The sequence below is a fragment of the Alphaproteobacteria bacterium HT1-32 genome (genome assembly GCA_009649675.1).
Taxonomy (GTDB): domain Bacteria; phylum Pseudomonadota; class Alphaproteobacteria; order Rhodospirillales; family HT1-32; genus HT1-32.
The window spans coordinates 107,035-125,273 of record WJPL01000003.1; the positions used below are offsets into that span (position 1 = coordinate 107,035).

Below are 18,239 nucleotides of genomic sequence, written 5' to 3' on the forward strand. Positions count from 1 at the left end.
GTGAAGGGAGTGAAAGTTTCTAAAAGCCGGAACTATCAGGGAGCAGAGAAAGGTCTGACAGACGACAAGAACCGATGAACTCAGCCCTCAGTCGTGATTCCGAGGCTCGCCCGGTCAAGCCGTCCCATGGACAGCAGAAGCTGATAGACAGCCGTTCTCATATCATAGGAAGCTGCGACCAGATTGATCTGGGCGTTGAAGATCTCACGGGCAGAGTCGAGCACAACAAGCCCGGTTTCCTTACCAGCCTGTTCAAGCTGCTGGCGGGCCTTGAACACTTCAGTCGCAATATTCACGGCATTCTCAAGCAGCACCAGACGTTCCCGTGACGTTTCCAGTGCCTGCCAGGCAAGACGAACCGACTGCTCAACCTGTCGGTTGACGTTGATTTCGCTGTTCCGGCTGGCGGCATAATCAAAGGCCGACTGCGCAACGGCCGCGCGGGTCGCACCACCGTTGTAAAGCGACCAGTTTGCCTGCACCAGGAAGGAGTAATCACGACGCGTTCCGATTGTCGCGTTGCTGTGACGCTCATAATTGGAATCCAGCACCAGATCAACGGTTGGATAGTAACCGGCACGGGCTGTCTTCCGCTGTGTTGCAGCAAGGTCCGTCACAACAATAGCGCCACCAACGGCCGGGTTTTCGCGCAGGGCAATATTGACCGCCTCGTCAACGGTCTGCGGCAATTGTTCGATTGGGGGACGGGGATCAGACATTGCCGCCGGTTCCGGGAACCGCTGAAACACCTGATTATATCGCGAGAATGAATCCTTGGCAGAACCTTCAAACGCGACACGCCGTTCCTTGGCAACCTGCAGCCGGGATTTAGCCTGAAGCACTTCGACCGCAACACCGGCACCCTGCTGAACACGCTCATCTTCCAGTTCAAGCTGGGTCTGGACGTTGCCCTCATTCTGCAAGGCCAGCTGAATGAGCCGCTGCTGCCGGAGGACATCAATATAGCTGGTAATACCTTCAAAGGAGACAAGCTGCCGCGTCAGGTTCAGGTTATGCTGACTGGCGTCCTTGTTCAGGCGAGCGGACTCCGTTGTATTTGTCGTCGCGAACCCGTTGAAGATGTTCTGGGTAATATTCAGGTTTGCGGTTTCACGCTGCCGTCCGAAAGCGGAATCGCCTTCCTTGACCGCACGACGGGCAGGATTGTCGATATGCTCATATCCGGAATCCCCGGAAACTGAAATCACCGGCAGGAAACCGGCGCGGGCCACATTGATCCCCTCGTCGGCAGAAGCGACCTGATTTTTACCAGCCTTGATCTGCGGATGATTCAGCAACAGAAAACGGAGCGCGTCTTCCAGCGTCTCGGCTTGAGCCGGAGCGGAGGCGAGAAGGGACGTGGCCATCGCCACACCGATCAGTCCTGTTTTCAGTTTATTGCTCACAGAGCCTGCAATCCGCACCCAGATAAGTCCGTAGCCAGAGTGGCTTCGCGTCAGGGTTAATTTACGGGTGCAATCAATACCCGTCAAACTTCCCATCAACAGTATTCGTGGAATTTCCTGAAGATGGGGGAAATTGGTGTGTAACGACATTTTATTGACGGTTTTCCATTGGGGCCAGTAAGAGACTTTATCGCCGACTCGGGTTATCATTCGCTGATCAGAATTGAAGAATCAGTGTGATAATCAAAGACTTTCAAGGTTAATATTTGGAAAACAAACCTCAAAGGAAGTTCTCTCTCAAATGATGACCGATCAAACTGCGCGTTCCCTTGGCTTATATTTGACATTCGTCATCGGTGTAAGTCTTGCCGGATGTTCATCATCAACTGACCCCGGGAACTGGCGTCATCCGACAAAGCCAAACAGTGAGTGGGGAAGCGATTTCAGTGCCTGCAAAAGTTTTGCACGACGGGAAATCAATCGTGATCTGGGCGTCCATGACGGATCAATTGCCCAGGAACGTCGATCTGGCGGACTGATCGGAAGCTTTGAGCGCACAGATGCCCGGCGCCGAGAGGCCGAATTACTTGATTCCTGCATGGCACGATTGGGGTACCGGCAGGCAGCCAGTTAACTTTCTTCAAATTTATTGACGACACCTGACAGCTTTATGCACTTTTCTGATTAAATCAGGAGGAGTAAATCTGTCACAACAATTAAACGCCATGGAGGATCAGGATGGGTCAGCCCGCAGGACGACCGGCACAGGACATTGATGTCGAAGCAATCATTACCGGATTGATGGCACGTGGCCGAAAGGCCATGGCGAGCCTGAAAGACGCAGATCAGGCCCGTGTTGATGAAGCCGTCACGGCTCTCGCATGGTCGATCTACAAGCCGGAAAATGCCCGCGCACTGGCTGAAATGGCCGTTGAGGATACCGGCCTCGGTACGGTTGAGAGCAAGATCATAAAGAACACACGCAAGACATTCGGCGCCCTGCGCGACCTGATGCGGGCCCGCACGGTTGGCATTATCGAGGAAGACAAGGCCCGGGGACTGGTCAAATACGGCAAGCCGGTTGGCGTGGTTGCCGCGATCTGCCCGTCAACCAACCCGGCTGCGACACCGATCAACAAGGCCATGATGGCCGTAAAAGGCGCCAATGCAGTCATCATCGCGCCGTCACCGGCCGGACTGGCCACATCAACCCGAACCGTCGAGCTTGCGCGCATGGAACTTGAGAAAGCCGGTTTTGATCCGGATCTCATTCAGGTTCTGCCCGCACCGGTAAACAAGGCGCTGACCCATGAACTGATGCGCCAGTGCGACCTGATCGTCTGCACCGGCAGCCAGAACAATGTCCGTCAGGCTTATTCCAGTGGCACACCCGCCATCGGGGTTGGGGCAGGGAACGTCCCGGTGATCATCGATTCCGGTATAGATTATGACGATGCGGCCGAGAAAATCTGCGCGTCGAAGACCTTCGACAACTCCACATCCTGTTCATCCGAGAACTCGCTGGTCATCATTGATGACGCGTTCGACGATGCCATTGCCGCCTTACAGCGGGCAGGGGGCTACATGGCCAGTGACGCAGAGCGTCAGAACATTCTCGATACACTCTGGGTCAATGGAAACCTGAACCGTCATGTCATTGCCAAGGATCCGGACATACTCGCCGAAGCTTTCGGCATGCCGGAAGCCGCAAAAAGCTGCAAATTCTTCATGGCGATGGAAGAAGGGGTCGGCGACGACTATCCGCTGTCAGATGAGAAACTCTCACTGGTCCTGACTGTCTACCGCGTGAAGGACTTTGATGCAGCCGTTGCCAAGGTCGATGAAATTCTGGCCTACAAGGGTGCCGGCCATTCCTGTGGCATTCATACCAGCGATCCGGCCAAGCCAAAGCGTCTGGCTGAGGAACTGGATGTTGTGCGGGTACTGGTCAATCAGGCTCATACATTCGGCAATGGCGGCAGCTTTAACAATGGCCTCAACTTCACCCTGAGCATGGGCTGCGGCACCTGGGCCGGGAACTCGATCAGCGAGAACCTGAACTACAGTCACTTCATCAACATAACGCACCTCGTCACGACAGTTGGCGAGGACAAACCGAGCGAAGAAGAAATGTTCGGTGCCTACTGGGGGAGGTACGGTCAATGAATCTGGAAGAACATGCCGCAAAACCGCTGCTGGCTGAATTCGGCATACGCATTCCGCAAAGCCGTCTGGCCAATACACCGGAAGAAGCTGCCCGTATTGCCGCCGAGATCGGCAAGGTTGTGGTCAAGGCACAGGCACCGACCGGCAAACGCGGCAAGGCTGGCGGCGTAAAGCTGGCGGCAACGCCGGACGAAGCACGGGACGCGGCTCAGGCCATTATCGGGATGGAAATTGGCGGCTTTGAAATCGAACAGGTTCTGGTCGAGGAACAGGTTCCCATCGCACGGGAACTCTACGCAGCCATTCTGACCGATACCTCGGCCAAGGCACCGCTGCTGATGTTCTCTACCGAAGGGGGCATGGATATCGAAGAAGTCGCCGAGGCAACACCGGAGAAGGTGGTTCGCCTGAACACCGACATTCGCAAGGGCCTTGATCTGGCAGCGGCAAAAGCTGCACTGGCGACCATGGATCTTGGTGCCGCCGCGGATGATGTCGCTGCGACCCTGGTGAAGCTTTATCAGCTTTATCACGACCGGGATGCGGAAATGGTCGAAATCAACCCGCTGGTCCTGACAACAACCGGTGATGTCATCGCCCTGGATTGCAAATTCTCACTGGAAGATTCCGGTGCCGCCCGCCAGCCGGAAACAGCGGCTCTGGCCACCCCGGAAAAGAAAACCGGGCTGGAGAAGCGCGGTGAAGAACATGGCCTGCGCTATATCGAACTGGATGGCGCGGTCGGCGTGCTGGCCAACGGGGCAGGGCTGACCATGACCACCATGGACGCTATCAGCCATTATGGCGGCAAACCGGCGAACTTTCTGGAGATTGGTGGTGAGGCCTATACCAAGGCGAAGCCGGCACTGGAGATTGTGCTCGCCAACCCGAACGTCAAAAGCCTGATGGTCAATTTCTGCGGCGCCTTCGCGCGCTGCGATGTCATGGCCCAGGGCGTGGTTGAAGCCTGGCTGGAACTGAAGCCGGACCTTCCCGTCTTCTTCTCAATCCACGGCACCGGCGAGGACGAGGCGATTGCACTGGTCCGCGACCGGCTCGGGATTGAACCCTATGATCTGATGGATGACGCGGTCAAAGCCGCGATTGAGGCTGCGAAATGATTATCCGAAGCAAAGACAGAGTCCTGATTCAGGGCATCACCGGCAAACAGGGTACCTTCTGGACAGAGCGCATGCAGGAATGCGGCACAAATGTTGTCGGCGGCGTGAATCCGAAAAAAGCCGGTACAACACATTGTGGCGTTCCGGTCTATGCCTCTGCCGTGGCGGCAGCCAAGGACGGTCCGATTGATGTCTCCGTCATGTTCATTCCGCCGCTGGCGGCTCGCGCTGCGGCCATTGATGCCATTGAGGCCGGGGTAAAGACGCTGGTCATTCTGACCGAGTTCATCCCGGTCCGTGACGTGATGGAAATCGTTGCCATCGCAAAAGACGCCGGCTGCCGGATTGTCGGACCGAACACTGCCGGGCTGGTAACCCCCGGAGAATGTTTCATCGGCATCATGCCGGGCTTCAACAAGAATATCTTCCAGCCCGGACGGATCGGTGTGGTTTCCCGCAGCGGCAGTCTTGGCACCCTGATCTGTCTCAACCTGGTAACGGCAGGTTATGGACAGTCTGCCTTCATCGGCATTGGCGGCGATCCGGTTTCCGGCACGACGTTCCGTGATGCACTGGAAGCTTTCGAGGCTGATGACCGGACGGATGCTATTGTGCTTGTTGGTGAAATTGGCGGCACAAAAGAGGAAGAAGCTGCTGAACTTGCAGCATCAATGAGCAAGCCTATCACCTCCTTCATTGCTGGCGGCGCCTCACCACCAGGCAAGAAAATGGGCCATGCCGGTGCCATCGTCATGGGCGACAAGGGCACTCACGCATCCAAGAAAAAGGCACTGGAAGCGGCGGGTGTGCGTGTCATGTCGATGCCGTCAGAAGTCGGCGTGCATCTGAAGGAAATGCTTGGTTAGAGGCACTGGTTCTTCCGGGAAATCCGGGAGATCAGTCATGATACAGACGCCGTCCTGAATCTGACGATCCGGTTCAGGGCGGCGTTCTGTTATCACCGGAATATCTCTGTCCCGGAAAATCAAAAATCGGTATCGGGATGAAACCGTACGCTTTCACAACAGGCTGATGGTTCTATAGTCGCCGGGTGGATATGTTCATCGGATATGACCCCGTCGCACTGGCTCTGGCAGCCCTTGCTCTGGCCTTCGCCGGCTGGATCAAGGGAATTATCGGCCTGGCACTGCCAATCATCGGTTTGTCACTGCTGGCGATGATCTTTCCGATCCATCTGGCGCTGGCCGTGATGGTGCTGCCCATCGTCATCAGCAATGTCTGGCAGGCATTTCGTACACCAGACTGCCTGTCTCAGGCGCGTCGGTTCTGGCCTGTCATTCTGGCCCTGACCGTGACCATGCTGGCGTCGTCGACACTGGTCTCATCACTGGATGATCATGCGCTTCGTATCATTATCGGTGCCGTGCTGGTAGTCGTCGGTACCGCCAACCTGCTGAGTGACCGGTTTGTCCTGCCACAGCGTTATGAACGGCCAGCCGGAATTATCGCCGGGCTTCTCAGCGGCGTTTTTGGTGGAATTTCAACAATCTGGGGGCCGCCGCTGCTGACCTACCTGATCTCGCTTCGCCTGACCAAGGATGTGTTCATCGGTGCTGTCGGCTTTATCTGGCTGGCCGGAACGCTGCCGTTCCTGATCGCCTTTATCGCCAATGGCGTTCTCAATGGCGGCACCTTTCCCATATCCGCCGTTGCCTGTATTCCGGCACTGGCCGGCATGTGGTTCGGGGAGAAACTTCGTCACAGGCTCGACGAACATTTATACCGCCGCATATTGCTGGTCGCCATTGTGCTGATGGGCATGAACCTCATGCGAACCGGATTGATGAGCTGACAATAGGTAAGCATTTCAAAAGATTTGCCGCACCCTCTTGCATTTTCTTGATATAACTCTCGGACAGAGACTGTTTCACCATCCGTTGAGAAGCGGTGGCGGTGCTCCCAAAGACACGAGGAATCAGATGAGCGTCAGATATCTCCGCACCTTCATCGCCATTGCGGAAAGCGGCACCTTTGCGAGCGCCGCACATGTGGTCGGCATTACCCAGTCCGCAGTCAGCATGCAGATGCGCGCCCTTGAAGACGAACTGCGCTGCGAGCTATTCGACCGCACCAAACGGCCGCCAACCCTGAACGCCTATGGCAAGGCCCTGCTGCCAAAAGCCCGGGAAATTGTCTTTCTTTATGATCAGATGACGGAAGCGGCCTCCAGTCGGGATGCCCTGGCCGGAATGCTCGAACTGGGTGCGGTACCAACAACCCTGACCGGACTGTTACCGCGAACACTGGCGGGTTTGCGCACCCGTCATCCGCGGCTCAAGGTCCGGATTGCCCAGAACATGGCGACAGAACTGATCCATATGGTCGACCGTGGTGAAATCGACGCGGCAATTGTCAGCGAAGCTGCCCAGACACCGCCGGGGCTTCGCGTCCGCCCGTTTGCCAGCGAGCAACTGATGGTCGTGGCACCGCTGGATGCGCCCTACAACACCGACGTCGAACTGCTTGAAAAGCTGCCTTACATACGTTTCAGCCGCCATGCGACTGTCGGCCGGATGATTCAGCGGGAGTTGAGAAACCGGAATATCAAGGTGTCTGAAAGCATGGAACTCGCCTCCATGGAGGCGATTACGCAGATGGTGTATCACGGCCTTGGCGTCAGCGTCTTGCCGGAGCGGTCTGTTGAGGAACCGCGCCCGCTGCCGATCAAGAAAGTGCCCTTTGGTTCGCCTCCGCCAGAGCGTGTCCTGGCCCTGGTCGAGCGCGAGGAGTCACCAAAAACGCCGCTGATAGATGCAGTATTTGTGGAGATAGAAAAACTGGTAGGCGGAAGTCGGAGCCTTGAGCAGCCATAACTTCAGATAATTTGAAGCAACAGCTTCAAGACTATTCGGTTTCAAATACCACTACCGGCGCACTATGTTAGGGCGCAGTAAATGAGCCCGATACAAGATCGGGACGAGAGGCAAGGAACCAGAGATGGGCGAGAACACCGGAAAAACCATGAAGGTGAAGGTCTGGCGCGGCAAGGACAGCGGCGACTGGCAGCATTATGAAGTACCGCATCGGGCCAGCCAGACGATTCTGGATGTTGTGACCTACATTCAGCGTCATCTTGATGACACCCTGTCTTATCGCTTTGCCTGCCGTGTCGGTATGTGCGGCTCCTGCGCCATGACGGTGAACGGCAAGCCGCGCTGGACCTGTCGCACGCATGTCTCCCGCGTGGTCGAGGACGGCGAAGTCAGCATTGCACCGCTCCGCAACATGCCGGTCATCAAGGATCTGGCCTGTGACATGACGGAGTTCTTCGCAAAGTGGCAGCGCGCGGAAGGAAAGTTCAACGGCACGCGCACCCGGCATGAGAAAATGAATCCGGTCGACCCGACCAGCACCGCCCGTCAGGCAGCCTCTGCCGGTATCGAATGCATCAATTGTGCTGTCTGTTATTCGGCCTGCGATGTTGTCTCCTGGAATTCGGAATATCTTGGTCCGGCCGCTCTCAACCGGGCATGGACGCTGCTGAATGACGAGCGTGACGACAGCCAGACAGAACGCCTGAAAGCCGTCGCAACGGATGCCGGCTGTCATTCCTGCCACAGTCAGGGCAGTTGCGCGGTGCATTGTCCTGTTGGCCTGAATCCGTCGCTGTCGATTGCCGGTCTGAAACGGGAATCTGCCAAGGCGCTGCTGCAGGGGAAACTGAAATGACCTCTGCCTGGCTTTACATTCTGCAACGCGCCTCCGCCATGATCATGGCGCCGCTGGTGATCGCGCATCTGCTGCTGATCATCTATGCCATGCGGGGCGGCATCACGGCTGGTGAGATCCTGTCACGCACACAGGGAAGCGTCGGCTGGGCCATATTCTATGGTCTGTTTGTCGTCTCTGCTGCCATTCATGCACCGATCGGCGTCCGCAACGTGCTGGCAGAAATGGCGGGACTTAAAGGCCGGGCCGTTGATCTGCTGATGGCCGGCTTTGCTGTTCTGTTGCTTATCATTGGCCTGCGTGCCGTCTACGGAGTGGTAGCAATATGATTTCCGGCCGACATAAACATCGTTACTGGTGGGCATTTGCCGGGCATCGCATTTCCGGTGTCGCCCTGGCAATCTTCCTGCCGTTCCACTTCCTGCTGCTGGGCACGGCCATTGATGGTGATGTCACCATGGACAGCTATCTCGCGCTGGCGGACAACATGCTGGCAAAAATCGCCGAGATGGGGCTGGTATTTTTCCTCACCATTCATCTGGTATTCGGCCTTCGGGTCCTGCTGATCGAGCTGGTTTCCTGGCGCCCCTGGCAAAAAGACCTGATCGCTTTCGGTGTCGCCATGGCGACCCTGATGGCAGCCGGTTTCATACTGATAGCGAGCTGATCTGATGACCGAGACGATTGAACAATTCGACACAGATATCCTGATCATCGGCTCCGGTGGGGCAGGGCTGTTTGCTGCCCTCCATGCCCAGAAGGCGGCTCCTGATCTTGAAGTTACTCTGGCGGTCAAGGGACTGATCGGCAAATGCGGCTGCACCCGTATGGTGCAGGGTGGCTATAATGTGGCACTGAACCCTGCGGATTCCATTGAACGTCACTTCATGGACACCATCGTCGGCGGCAAATGGCTGCCCGATCAGGATCTCGCCTGGCGGCTGGTGACAACCGCGATTGAACGTATCCATGAGCTTGAAAATGAACTCGGCTGCTTCTTTGACCGCAACCCCGATGGCTCTCTGCATCAGAAAGCCTTCGCCGGGCAGAGCTTTGACCGCACCGTTCATAAAGGCGATCTGACGGGAATCGAGATCATCAACCGGCTGATGGAGCAGGTGATGCGCAATCCGCTGCGCCGGCTGGAAGAATGCCGGGCCATTGCGCTGATCAAAACCCCCGCTGGTGACGCGCTTTCCGGCGTCGTGATGATCGATATGCGGACCGGTAAATTCTTCTTCGTTCGTGCCAAGGCTGTGCTGCTGGCCAGTGGTGGCGGGCCAACCATGTATCTTTATCACACGCCTTCGGGCGACAAGACCTGCGACGGTATGGCCATGGCGCTTGATGCCGGGCTGGAACTGCGCGACATGGAAATGGTCCAGTTCCATCCGACTGGCCTGCTGGCCGGAACCGACACCCGCATGACCGGAACGGTGCTGGAAGAGGGACTGCGCGGGGCCGGCGGTTATCTGCTGAATGGTGATGGCGAGCGTTTCATGCTGGATTACGATCCGGCCGGTGAACGCGCCACCCGCGACGTGGTCTCCCGTGGCATCTATGCTGAAATGCGCAACGGCAAGACAACCCCGAACGGCGGGGTCTATATCGAAATGAAGCATCTCGGCCCGGAAAACGTGGCCAAACGCTTCAAGGGCATGGTCGAACGGTGCGCCGACAGCGGTTTTGATCTTGCCGGTGACCGCGTTGAAGTCGTGCCAACGGCCCATTACATGATGGGGGGCATGGTTTTCCACGGTGACTGTGAAACCAAGATTGATGGCCTGTTCATCGCGGGCGAAGATGCGGGCGGTGTCCACGGGGCTAACCGTCTGGGCGGCAACGGGGTCGCAAACTCCACCGTCTTTGGCGGCATTGCCGGTGATGCAATGGCTGCTTACGTCAAATCAGGCAAAGGTGGCCTGCGTGATCCGGACCGCTCTGCCATTGATGCGGCCATTGCAAAGGCGATCGCGCCTTTTGCCAAGAAGAAAGGCAATATCAATGGATTGCGGGAACGTCTTTACAATGTGATGTGGGATGATGTCGGCATTATCCGTGACCACGAAGGACTGACCCGAGCCACAAGCCAGCTTGATGATATTGCTGCCGAGCTTGCCGAGTCCGGTGTCGACGATACAGACCGCGCCTTCAATCTGACCTGGCATGACCGCCTGAACATGGACAGCCTGGTCGAGATCAGCCGCGCCATCGCCTTTGCCTCGCTGGCACGTGAAGACAGTCGCGGTGCACATTACCGGGCAGATTTTCCAGAAGCCGGCGATCTGAACACGACAGCCTATACCGTTGTGACCAAGGAAGAGGGGGCCTTCAAAGCAACCACCCGACCGGTCGAATTTACCATCGTCCGTCCGGGTGAAAGCCTGATCGGCGACGATATCGGTGCCCCGCCGGCGGCCGCCAGTAACACAGCGCCTTAACCCCAGGGACGGAAACGGACATGATTGATCAGAAGCTTATTCAGTCCACCGGCGAGAAGCTGATGGAAAAAGCCGGGATCGAAATTCCGGATGATTACCTCACCGGCGTGAAGGCCATGGCCAACGCCGAAGATGGCGAACTTTCGGCATTCGTTCTGCGGGCAATGCTGGAGAATTACGAAGCCGCGAAACAGGACCGCCGGGCCATGTGTGCAGATACCGGCGTGCCGCGCTGGTATGTGAAGATCGGCAATGACGCAAAACTGGCAGGTGGTCCAATTGCGATGGAAGCTGCCATTCGCAAGGCAACGGCGACGGCGACACATGATATTCCGTTACGGCCAAACCGGGTGCATCCGCTCTGGCGCACCGATCACAACAACAATGTCGGCCTTAACGCACCGGAAATCGAATACAGTTTTGAACCGGATGCCGACTGGATCGACCTGACCAGCGTTCATAAGGGCGGTCTGTTCGGAACCGATTACCGGATGCTGTTTCCGGGCGACGGAATTGACGGCATCAAGCGTTTCTATCTCGACACGCTGGTGTCATTCGGCAAACGCGGTCTGGCCTGTCAGCCGGCGATCATCGGTGTTGGTCTTGGCGGCTCCAAGGATACAACGATGGTGCTGGGCAAGCAGGCTGCCTGCCTGCGTACCGTTGGTGACCGCAATCCGGATCCGAAGGTTGCCGCGCTGGAGCTCGAACTTCAGGAAATCGGCAATAATATCGGCATGGGAGCCATGGGCTTCGTTGGCAAGTCGATGGTCGTCGATTGTCATATCGAATGTGGCTTCACCCATACCGGCGGTATGCCGATGAGTGTCCATGCCTTCTGTCTGTCGTCACGGCGGGCAACGGCACGTATCTATAATGATGGCCGGGTCGAATATCGCACCGATCCGGAATGGTTCACCCCCTACATGAGACGGGAGACGGTCGAATGGTCACCAAAAGCGGACGGCTTAAAGAAGTCCGGATAAACACACCGGTCTCTGCGGAAGATATCGCAAAGCTGGAACTCGGCGATGTCGTCTATCTGGACGGTATTATCTATACGGCACGTGAAGGCGTGTATGAACGGATTCTCGGGGCAGGGGAAAAGCCGCCAGTCGATATCGCGGCGCTCACCAACGTGAATTTCCACTGTTCGCCTGCTGCCCGGGTGAATGACGATGGCAGCTTTACAATTGGTGCTGTGACAGCAACCGCCAGCTTCAGGTTCTCGAAATGGCTGCCCCAGTGGTTTGAAACCTCCGGCTGCAAGGTCATCATCGGCAAGGGCGGCATGAGCAGCGAAGATTACAAGAATATCTTCGTGCCGAACGGGGCAACATACCTGACCACGGTAGGATACGGAACCGGCGCCCTGCTGGGACGGGGGATTCGGAAAATTCGTGATGCGGTCTGGCTTGATGACCTCGGCATTGCCCAGGCCATGTGGATTCTGGAAGTCGAAAAATTCGGCCCCTTCATCGTTGATTGCGACCGTGAAGGAAACAGCCTGTTCGAGGAACAGAATGCCGCTGTCGCCGGGCAGATCGAAGGCCTGTACGAAGGTCTGAAACGCCCGGCTCTTCATCGCTACGGCGAAACCGATGATCGCAAGGAAGAGCTGATCTGACCCACCTGACAGTGAAGCCTGTTGCTGTCGCACGCCCTGTCATCCGGACCTCGTCAGAGGAAGATTGACCAGACCTGTCAGGTCTCAGTCATCTTCCCGGACGGGTTCCGGATAAAAGGGGGCTGATGGCTTTGACTACGCCTGATTTATTCGCATTAATATGCTGATATAAAACAGGGAAACTCCAAACATGTTGAAAATTCTAGGTCGCGCAAATTCATCGAATGTGCGCAAGGTTCTTTGGGCTGCAACAGAACTCGGACAGGCGTTCGAGCGCAGCGATGTCGGCGGCCCCTTTGGCGGCAATGACACACCTGACTATCTTCGTATGAACCCGACGGGTCTGGTGCCAACGCTGATTGATGGCGATGTCATCGTCTGGGAATCGAATGCGATCATTCGCTATCTCGGCGCGAAATACGGTGCCGGTTCACTCTGGCCGACCGATATTGCGGTACGCGCTGATGCCGACAAATGGATGGACTGGCAGATTTTCACACTCGCCGGGCCAATGACGCACCTGCTTCACAGCCATATGGGGACGCCGGGCCGTGCCGGAACGCCGGAAAGCATCGCCGCCGCCGAGTCGGAACTGGTGAAGCACTGGACGGTTCTGGAAAAAGGCCTGGAAGGTCGTGATTTCATTGCCGGTGACCAGTTGACGATGGGTGATATCCCACCGGGTTTCTTCATTAATCGCTGGCGCCAGCTGGCCAAAAACCAGCCGGAATTCCCGAATATTTCGGCCTGGCATGAGCGGCTGAAGCAGCGGGAAGGCTATAAAAAGCATATCGTCGACGCTGGTATCTGACCTCTGACAGTCTGCTATCCGCAGGCTGTAATTCCGATATGTATGGTCCCGGGTTTGCTCAATTTGAGCAGCCCGGGACTTTTATTTTCCTGTCAAAATTCCGGTTTGTCGGGTTTCTCACGGTCCGCAGATGCCAGATTTCGCGGATTTCGCGGCAAAATCGGCAAGATCACACAATAATTCGCATCTGAAGGAACATTCATTCACAGTGTAAACCGTCCTTTAATCATCGGTGCGAGGGCGTTATACAGTTGCGCACTGCACCAAAGCGTGGCGAACGCTGTTGCTGCGGCCCGGGAAGGGGCCGCCTAGAACGGGAAGAGGCTCATGGACGACCTTTTGATGGAATATTTACCGATCCTGATTTTCCTCGGGATTGCCATCGGTCTTGCGGCGATCATTCTGATTGCTTCCTATGTCGTTGCTCCGCAGCGACCTGACGCAGAAAAACTATCCGCCTATGAGTGCGGATTTGATGCTTTTGACGATGCCCGTAACAAATTCGATGTCCGGTTCTATCTCGTTGCGATCCTGTTCATCATTTTTGATCTGGAAGTTGCCTTCCTGTTTCCCTGGGCAGTATCACTCGGAGACATCGGACTCTTCGGTTTCTGGTCGATGGTTGTCTTCCTCGGCATCCTGACCATCGGCTTTATCTATGAATGGAAAAAAGGTGCTCTGGAATGGGAGTGATCGAAAACCCCGCCCGTTCGGCCGCCCAGCCGCTTGCACCCGGTGCTGAGCAGGACGCGCTTCTCAACACCATCGGTGATGAAATTCAGAACAAGGGCTTTGTCCTGGCCAATGTCGACAAGCTGGTAAACTGGGCACGCTCCGGATCACTCTGGCCGATGACCTTTGGTCTGGCCTGCTGTGCCGTCGAGATGATGCATACCGCCTGTTCACGTTATGACATGGACCGGTTCGGCGTGGTTTTCCGCCCGTCTCCCCGTCAGTCAGATGTCATGATCGTTGCCGGCACCCTGACCAACAAGATGGCTCCCGCTCTCCGCAAGGTCTATGACCAGATGGCTGAGCCCCGCTGGGTCATTTCAATGGGCAGCTGTGCCAATGGTGGCGGCTATTATCATTACAGTTATTCGGTGGTTCGCGGCTGCGACCGGATTGTTCCGGTCGACATTTATGTCCCGGGCTGCCCACCGACAGCCGAAGCGCTGCTGTACGGCATCATGCAGTTGCAGCGCAAAATCAAACGCACTGGCACAATCGCCCGATAATCCGGGCTGGTAGGATCGAGTAATGGCAGACGAAACCCTGACCGACCTCGGCGAGTTTATCTCCGGCGCGCAAGCCAACGATGTCACTGGCTTTGACGTGAAGAACGGAGAACTTACGCTGACGGTTCTTCCCGCCGGTATCAACCGCGTCCTGCGCTTTCTCCGGGATGATACGAACTGCAAGTTCACGACTCTTGTTGATCTGTGTGGCGCTGATTATCCGGATCGCGAGAAACGCTTCGAGGTCGTATATCACCTGCTCAGCATCACCCAGAACCTGCGGGTGCGGCTCAAGGTCTCAACCGACGAAGACACGCCGGTGCTTTCCGTTGTCGAAGTCTTTCCGGCCGCCGGCTGGTTCGAGCGCGAAACGTGGGATCTGTACGGTATCTATTTCTCCGGCAATCCGGACCTTCGCCGCATCATGACCGACTATGGATTTGAAGGTCATCCGCTGCGCAAGGATTTCCCGCTGACCGGATATGTTGAATTGCGTTACGACGATGAACAGAAGCGCGTGGTCTACGAGCCGGTCAAGCTGACCCAGGACTTCCGCAGCTTTGATTTCATGAGTCCCTGGGAAGGGGCCAAGCATATTCTGCCAGGCGACGAAAAAGCCGAAACGAAGCAAGCGGGTGACGACTGATGCCTGAACAGCAGATTGAGAATTTCCAGATCAACTTCGGACCGCAGCACCCTGCGGCCCACGGCGTGTTGCGTCTGGTACTGGAAATGGATGGCGAGGTGGTCGACCGCGCTGATCCGCATATCGGCCTGCTGCATCGCGGCACCGAGAAGCTGATCGAGCACAAGACCTATCTGCAGGCCGTACCTTACTTTGACCGGCTCGACTACGTCGCGCCGATGAATCAGGAGCACGCTTTCGCGCTGGCTGTCGAGAAACTGCTCGGCATCACGCCGCCGCCGCGAGGTCAGGCCATCCGGGTGCTTTATGCCGAGATCGGTCGCATTCTGAACCATTTGCTGAACATCACGACCTTCGCGCTGGATGTCGGGGCCATGACCCCGCTGCTCTATGCCTTCGAAGACCGCGAACTGCTGATGGAATTCTACGAACGCGCTTCCGGTGCCCGTCTGCATGCTGCCTATTTCCGCCCCGGCGGGGTTGCCTTCGACCTGCCGCCGGGCCTGATCGACGATATCCTCAAATTCTGCGATCACTTCCCGGAAACCATGGACACCATGGAAGGGCTGCTGACCGAAAATCGTATCTACAAACAGCGGACCGTCGATATCGGTGTGGTCAGCGCTGAAGATGCACAGGCATGGGGCTTCACCGGCGTTATGCTGCGCGGGTCCGGCGTGCCCTGGGATCTGCGCAAGGCTCAGCCTTATGACGGCTACGAAACCTATGACTTTGATATTCCCGTTGGTGTGCACGGTGATTGCTATGATCGCTATGTCTGCCGCATGGAAGAAATGAAGCAGAGTGTTTCAATCATCCGTCAGGCCTGCGAACGCATTCAGAAACATGCCGGTGAGCCTGTGAAGGTTGAGAACAACAAGATATCTCCGCCGTCACGGGCGAAGATGAAGCAATCGATGGAAGCACTGATCCATCACTTCAAACTGTATACCGAAGGCTATCATGTGCCGGCGGGCGAAACCTATACAGCCGTTGAAGCGCCGAAAGGCGAGTTCGGGGTGTATCTGGTTTCAGATGGCAGCAACAAGCCATACCGCTGCAAGATCCGGGCACCCGGATTTCCACATCTGCAGGGAATCGATTTCCTGTCCAAGGGCCATATGCTGGCCGATGTCGTCGCCATCATCGGTTCACTAGATATCGTGTTCGGGGAGATTGACCGGTGAGCGACTCATTTGAATTTACAGCCGACAATCTGGCGCAGGCAAAGACGATCATTGGCCGCTATCCGGAAGGTTTTCAGGCCAGTGCGGTGATGCCGCTGCTGTTTATGGCGCAACGCCAGAATGCCAATCACCTGACCGTTCCGGCAATTGAATATGTCGCGGAAATGCTGTCGATGCCGGTGATTCGCGTCATGGAAGTCGCGACCTTCTACACGATGTACAATCTCGACCCGGTCGGGACACATATGATTGAGGTCTGCACCACCACGCCATGCTGGCTGCGCGGCTCGTCGAAAATTGTCGATGCCTGCAAGAAAGAACTCGGTATCGGTATCGGTGAGACAACCGATGACGGCAAGTTCACGCTGAAGGAAGCCGAATGCCTGGGGGCCTGCGTCAATGCCCCGATGTGCCAGATTGGCGATCATTATTATGAAGACCTCAGCGAAGAAACGATGGTCGAGATCATCAAGGCGCTGCGTGATGGCAAGGAACCGAAGGCCGGTACGCAGATTGACCGGTATACCTCAGCCCCCGCAGGCGGCCTGACAACGCTGACCGGTGACCAAATCAAGCCGGAACTGCGCAGCGATGGCGCGTTCGATGGAGATGACTGATGCTTGCTGACAAGGACAGAATTTTCCAGAATCTCTACGGAATCCACGACTGGCGCCTTAAAGGTGCCATGGCACGCGGTGACTGGGATAATACCAAGGCCATCCTTGCCAAGGGGCGGGACTGGATCATCGACGAGATGAAGGCATCCGGCCTTCGTGGTCGCGGCGGTGCCGGTTTCCCGACCGGCGTCAAATGGTCCTTCATGCCGAAGGAAGTGGGCGCGCGTCCGCATTACCTCGTGGTCAATGCCGATGAGGGCGAACCCGGTACCTGCAAGGACCGGGACATGATGCGCCATGAACCGCACAAGCTGATCGAAGGCTGTCTGATTGCCTGCTTCGCCATGCAGGCCCATGCTGCCTATATCTATATCCGGGGCGAGTTTATCGAAGAGGCCAATCGCCTCGAACATGCAATTGACGAAGCCCGTGCTGCCGGTCTGATCGGCAAGAATGCCTGCGGGTCCGGCTGGGATTTCGAATGCTACGTCCATCGCGGCTCCGGTGCCTATATCTGTGGTGAGGAAACCGCACTGATCGAAAGCCTTGAAGGCAAGAAGGGTCAGCCACGGCTGAAACCTCCTTTCCCTGCTGGTGCCGGTCTGTATGGCTGCCCGACCACGGTGAATAATGTGGAAAGCATTGCGGTCGCCCCGACCATTCTCCGCCGTGGCCCGGCATGGTTTGCCGGTATTGGCCGCCCGAACAACACAGGCACCAAGGTCTTCTGCATTTCCGGTGCCGTGAACAATCCCTGCAATGTCGAAGAAGCGATGAGCATTCCGCTTAAGGAACTTATCGAGAAACATGCCGGTGGCGTCACCGGTGGCTGGGACAACCTGCTGGCCGTGATTCCCGGCGGATCATCCACACCTATGATTCCGAAATCAGTTTGCGACGATGTTCTGATGGATTTTGATGCCCTGCGTGAAGCCCAGACCGGGCTTGGCACCGCGGCTGTCATCGTCATGGACAAGTCAGTAGATCTGATCAAGGCCATTGCCCGCCTGGCAGAGTTCTACAAGCATGAGAGCTGTGGCCAGTGCACGCCCTGCCGTGAAGGTACGGGCTGGATGTGGCGTGTCATGGAGCGCATGGTCACAGGTGAAGCCGAGCCGGAAGAAATCGACCATCTGCTTGAAGTCACCTATCAGGTTGAAGGTCATACAATCTGCGCCCTTGGGGATGCGGCCGCCTGGCCAATTCAGGGACTGATCCGTCATTTCCGGCCGCTCCTTGAACAGCGTATTGCCAGCTATCACGGCACTGCGGTGGCAGCGGAGTAGGGC

General features: G+C 56.6%; 19 protein-coding genes. 18 read left to right on the top strand and 1 reads right to left on the bottom strand.

Features of this window, described 5'->3' with window-relative positions; translation table 11 throughout:
• Positions 1-80: 80 nt before the first annotated feature.
• Positions 81-1,616 carry a TolC family outer membrane protein gene (locus tag GH722_15800; protein ID MRG73233.1) on the bottom strand — a complete coding sequence of 512 codons (1,536 nt, stop codon included), beginning with the start codon at positions 1,614-1,616 and terminating at the stop codon, positions 81-83.
• 528 nt (positions 1,617-2,144) lie between these two features.
• Between GH722_15800 and GH722_15805 the strand changes: the two genes are divergently transcribed.
• The 18 genes from GH722_15805 (at position 2,145) to nuoF (ending at position 18,236) form a co-directional block, all read left to right on the top strand.
• The gene (locus GH722_15805; GenBank protein MRG73234.1) at positions 2,145-3,572 is read left to right on the top strand and encodes an aldehyde dehydrogenase family protein; all 1,428 of its coding nucleotides are present in this window, start codon (positions 2,145-2,147) and stop codon (positions 3,570-3,572) included.
• Positions 3,569-4,693 carry an ADP-forming succinate--CoA ligase subunit beta gene (gene sucC / locus GH722_15810; GenBank protein MRG73235.1) on the top strand — a complete coding sequence of 375 codons (1,125 nt, stop codon included), beginning with the start codon at positions 3,569-3,571 and terminating at the stop codon, positions 4,691-4,693. The genes GH722_15805 and sucC overlap by 4 nt, the downstream gene beginning before the upstream one ends.
• Complete coding sequence (gene sucD, locus GH722_15815) at positions 4,690-5,559, top strand: succinate--CoA ligase subunit alpha (GenBank protein ID MRG73236.1); 870 nt, start codon at positions 4,690-4,692, stop codon at positions 5,557-5,559. Before sucC ends, sucD begins: the two co-directional genes overlap by 4 nt.
• A gap of 185 nt (positions 5,560-5,744) precedes the next feature.
• Positions 5,745-6,506 (top strand): TSUP family transporter, encoded by a 762-nt coding sequence (locus tag GH722_15820; protein ID MRG73237.1) that lies wholly within the window; start codon positions 5,745-5,747, stop codon positions 6,504-6,506.
• Positions 6,507-6,633: 127 nt separating this feature from the next.
• Complete coding sequence (locus GH722_15825) at positions 6,634-7,527, top strand: LysR family transcriptional regulator (protein ID MRG73238.1); 894 nt, start codon at positions 6,634-6,636, stop codon at positions 7,525-7,527.
• Between the two features lie 148 nt (positions 7,528-7,675).
• A complete protein-coding gene (locus tag GH722_15830) occupies positions 7,676-8,383 on the top strand; it encodes a succinate dehydrogenase/fumarate reductase iron-sulfur subunit (GenBank protein MRG73239.1) in 708 nt (235 codons plus the stop codon).
• Positions 8,380-8,712: a succinate dehydrogenase gene (locus GH722_15835; GenBank protein MRG73240.1), complete on the top strand. Its 333-nt coding sequence runs from the start codon at positions 8,380-8,382 to the stop codon at positions 8,710-8,712. Before GH722_15830 ends, GH722_15835 begins: the two co-directional genes overlap by 4 nt.
• Positions 8,709-9,050, top strand: coding sequence for a succinate dehydrogenase (locus GH722_15840; protein MRG73241.1), 342 nt, complete (start codon positions 8,709-8,711; stop codon positions 9,048-9,050). The genes GH722_15835 and GH722_15840 overlap by 4 nt, the downstream gene beginning before the upstream one ends.
• A gap of 4 nt (positions 9,051-9,054) precedes the next feature.
• Positions 9,055-10,824: an FAD-dependent oxidoreductase gene (locus GH722_15845; GenBank protein ID MRG73242.1), complete on the top strand. Its 1,770-nt coding sequence runs from the start codon at positions 9,055-9,057 to the stop codon at positions 10,822-10,824.
• A gap of 20 nt (positions 10,825-10,844) precedes the next feature.
• Entirely contained in the window at positions 10,845-11,810 is a 966-nt protein-coding gene (locus tag GH722_15850) for a fumarate hydratase (protein ID MRG73243.1), read from the top strand.
• Positions 11,771-12,451 carry a fumarate hydratase gene (locus tag GH722_15855; GenBank protein ID MRG73244.1) on the top strand — a complete coding sequence of 227 codons (681 nt, stop codon included), beginning with the start codon at positions 11,771-11,773 and terminating at the stop codon, positions 12,449-12,451. Before GH722_15850 ends, GH722_15855 begins: the two co-directional genes overlap by 40 nt.
• A 190-nt stretch (positions 12,452-12,641) precedes the next feature.
• Positions 12,642-13,262 carry a glutathione S-transferase gene (locus tag GH722_15860; protein ID MRG73245.1) on the top strand — a complete coding sequence of 207 codons (621 nt, stop codon included), beginning with the start codon at positions 12,642-12,644 and terminating at the stop codon, positions 13,260-13,262.
• A gap of 327 nt (positions 13,263-13,589) precedes the next feature.
• Entirely contained in the window at positions 13,590-13,955 is a 366-nt protein-coding gene (locus tag GH722_15865) for an NADH-quinone oxidoreductase subunit A (protein MRG73246.1), read from the top strand.
• Positions 13,925-14,500 (top strand): NADH-quinone oxidoreductase subunit B, encoded by a 576-nt coding sequence (locus GH722_15870; GenBank protein MRG73247.1) that lies wholly within the window; start codon positions 13,925-13,927, stop codon positions 14,498-14,500. Before GH722_15865 ends, GH722_15870 begins: the two co-directional genes overlap by 31 nt.
• Before the next feature lie 22 nt (positions 14,501-14,522).
• The gene (locus tag GH722_15875; GenBank protein MRG73248.1) at positions 14,523-15,146 is read left to right on the top strand and encodes an NADH-quinone oxidoreductase subunit C; all 624 of its coding nucleotides are present in this window, start codon (positions 14,523-14,525) and stop codon (positions 15,144-15,146) included.
• Complete coding sequence (locus GH722_15880; protein ID MRG73249.1) at positions 15,146-16,333, top strand: NADH-quinone oxidoreductase subunit D; 1,188 nt, start codon at positions 15,146-15,148, stop codon at positions 16,331-16,333. Before GH722_15875 ends, GH722_15880 begins: the two co-directional genes overlap by 1 nt.
• The gene (gene nuoE / locus GH722_15885; GenBank protein MRG73250.1) at positions 16,330-16,950 is read left to right on the top strand and encodes an NADH-quinone oxidoreductase subunit NuoE; all 621 of its coding nucleotides are present in this window, start codon (positions 16,330-16,332) and stop codon (positions 16,948-16,950) included. The genes GH722_15880 and nuoE overlap by 4 nt, the downstream gene beginning before the upstream one ends.
• Positions 16,950-18,236, top strand: a complete 1,287-nt coding sequence (gene nuoF / locus GH722_15890; protein ID MRG73251.1) for an NADH-quinone oxidoreductase subunit NuoF — start codon at positions 16,950-16,952, stop codon at positions 18,234-18,236. Before nuoE ends, nuoF begins: the two co-directional genes overlap by 1 nt.
• Positions 18,237-18,239 lie beyond the last annotated feature (3 nt).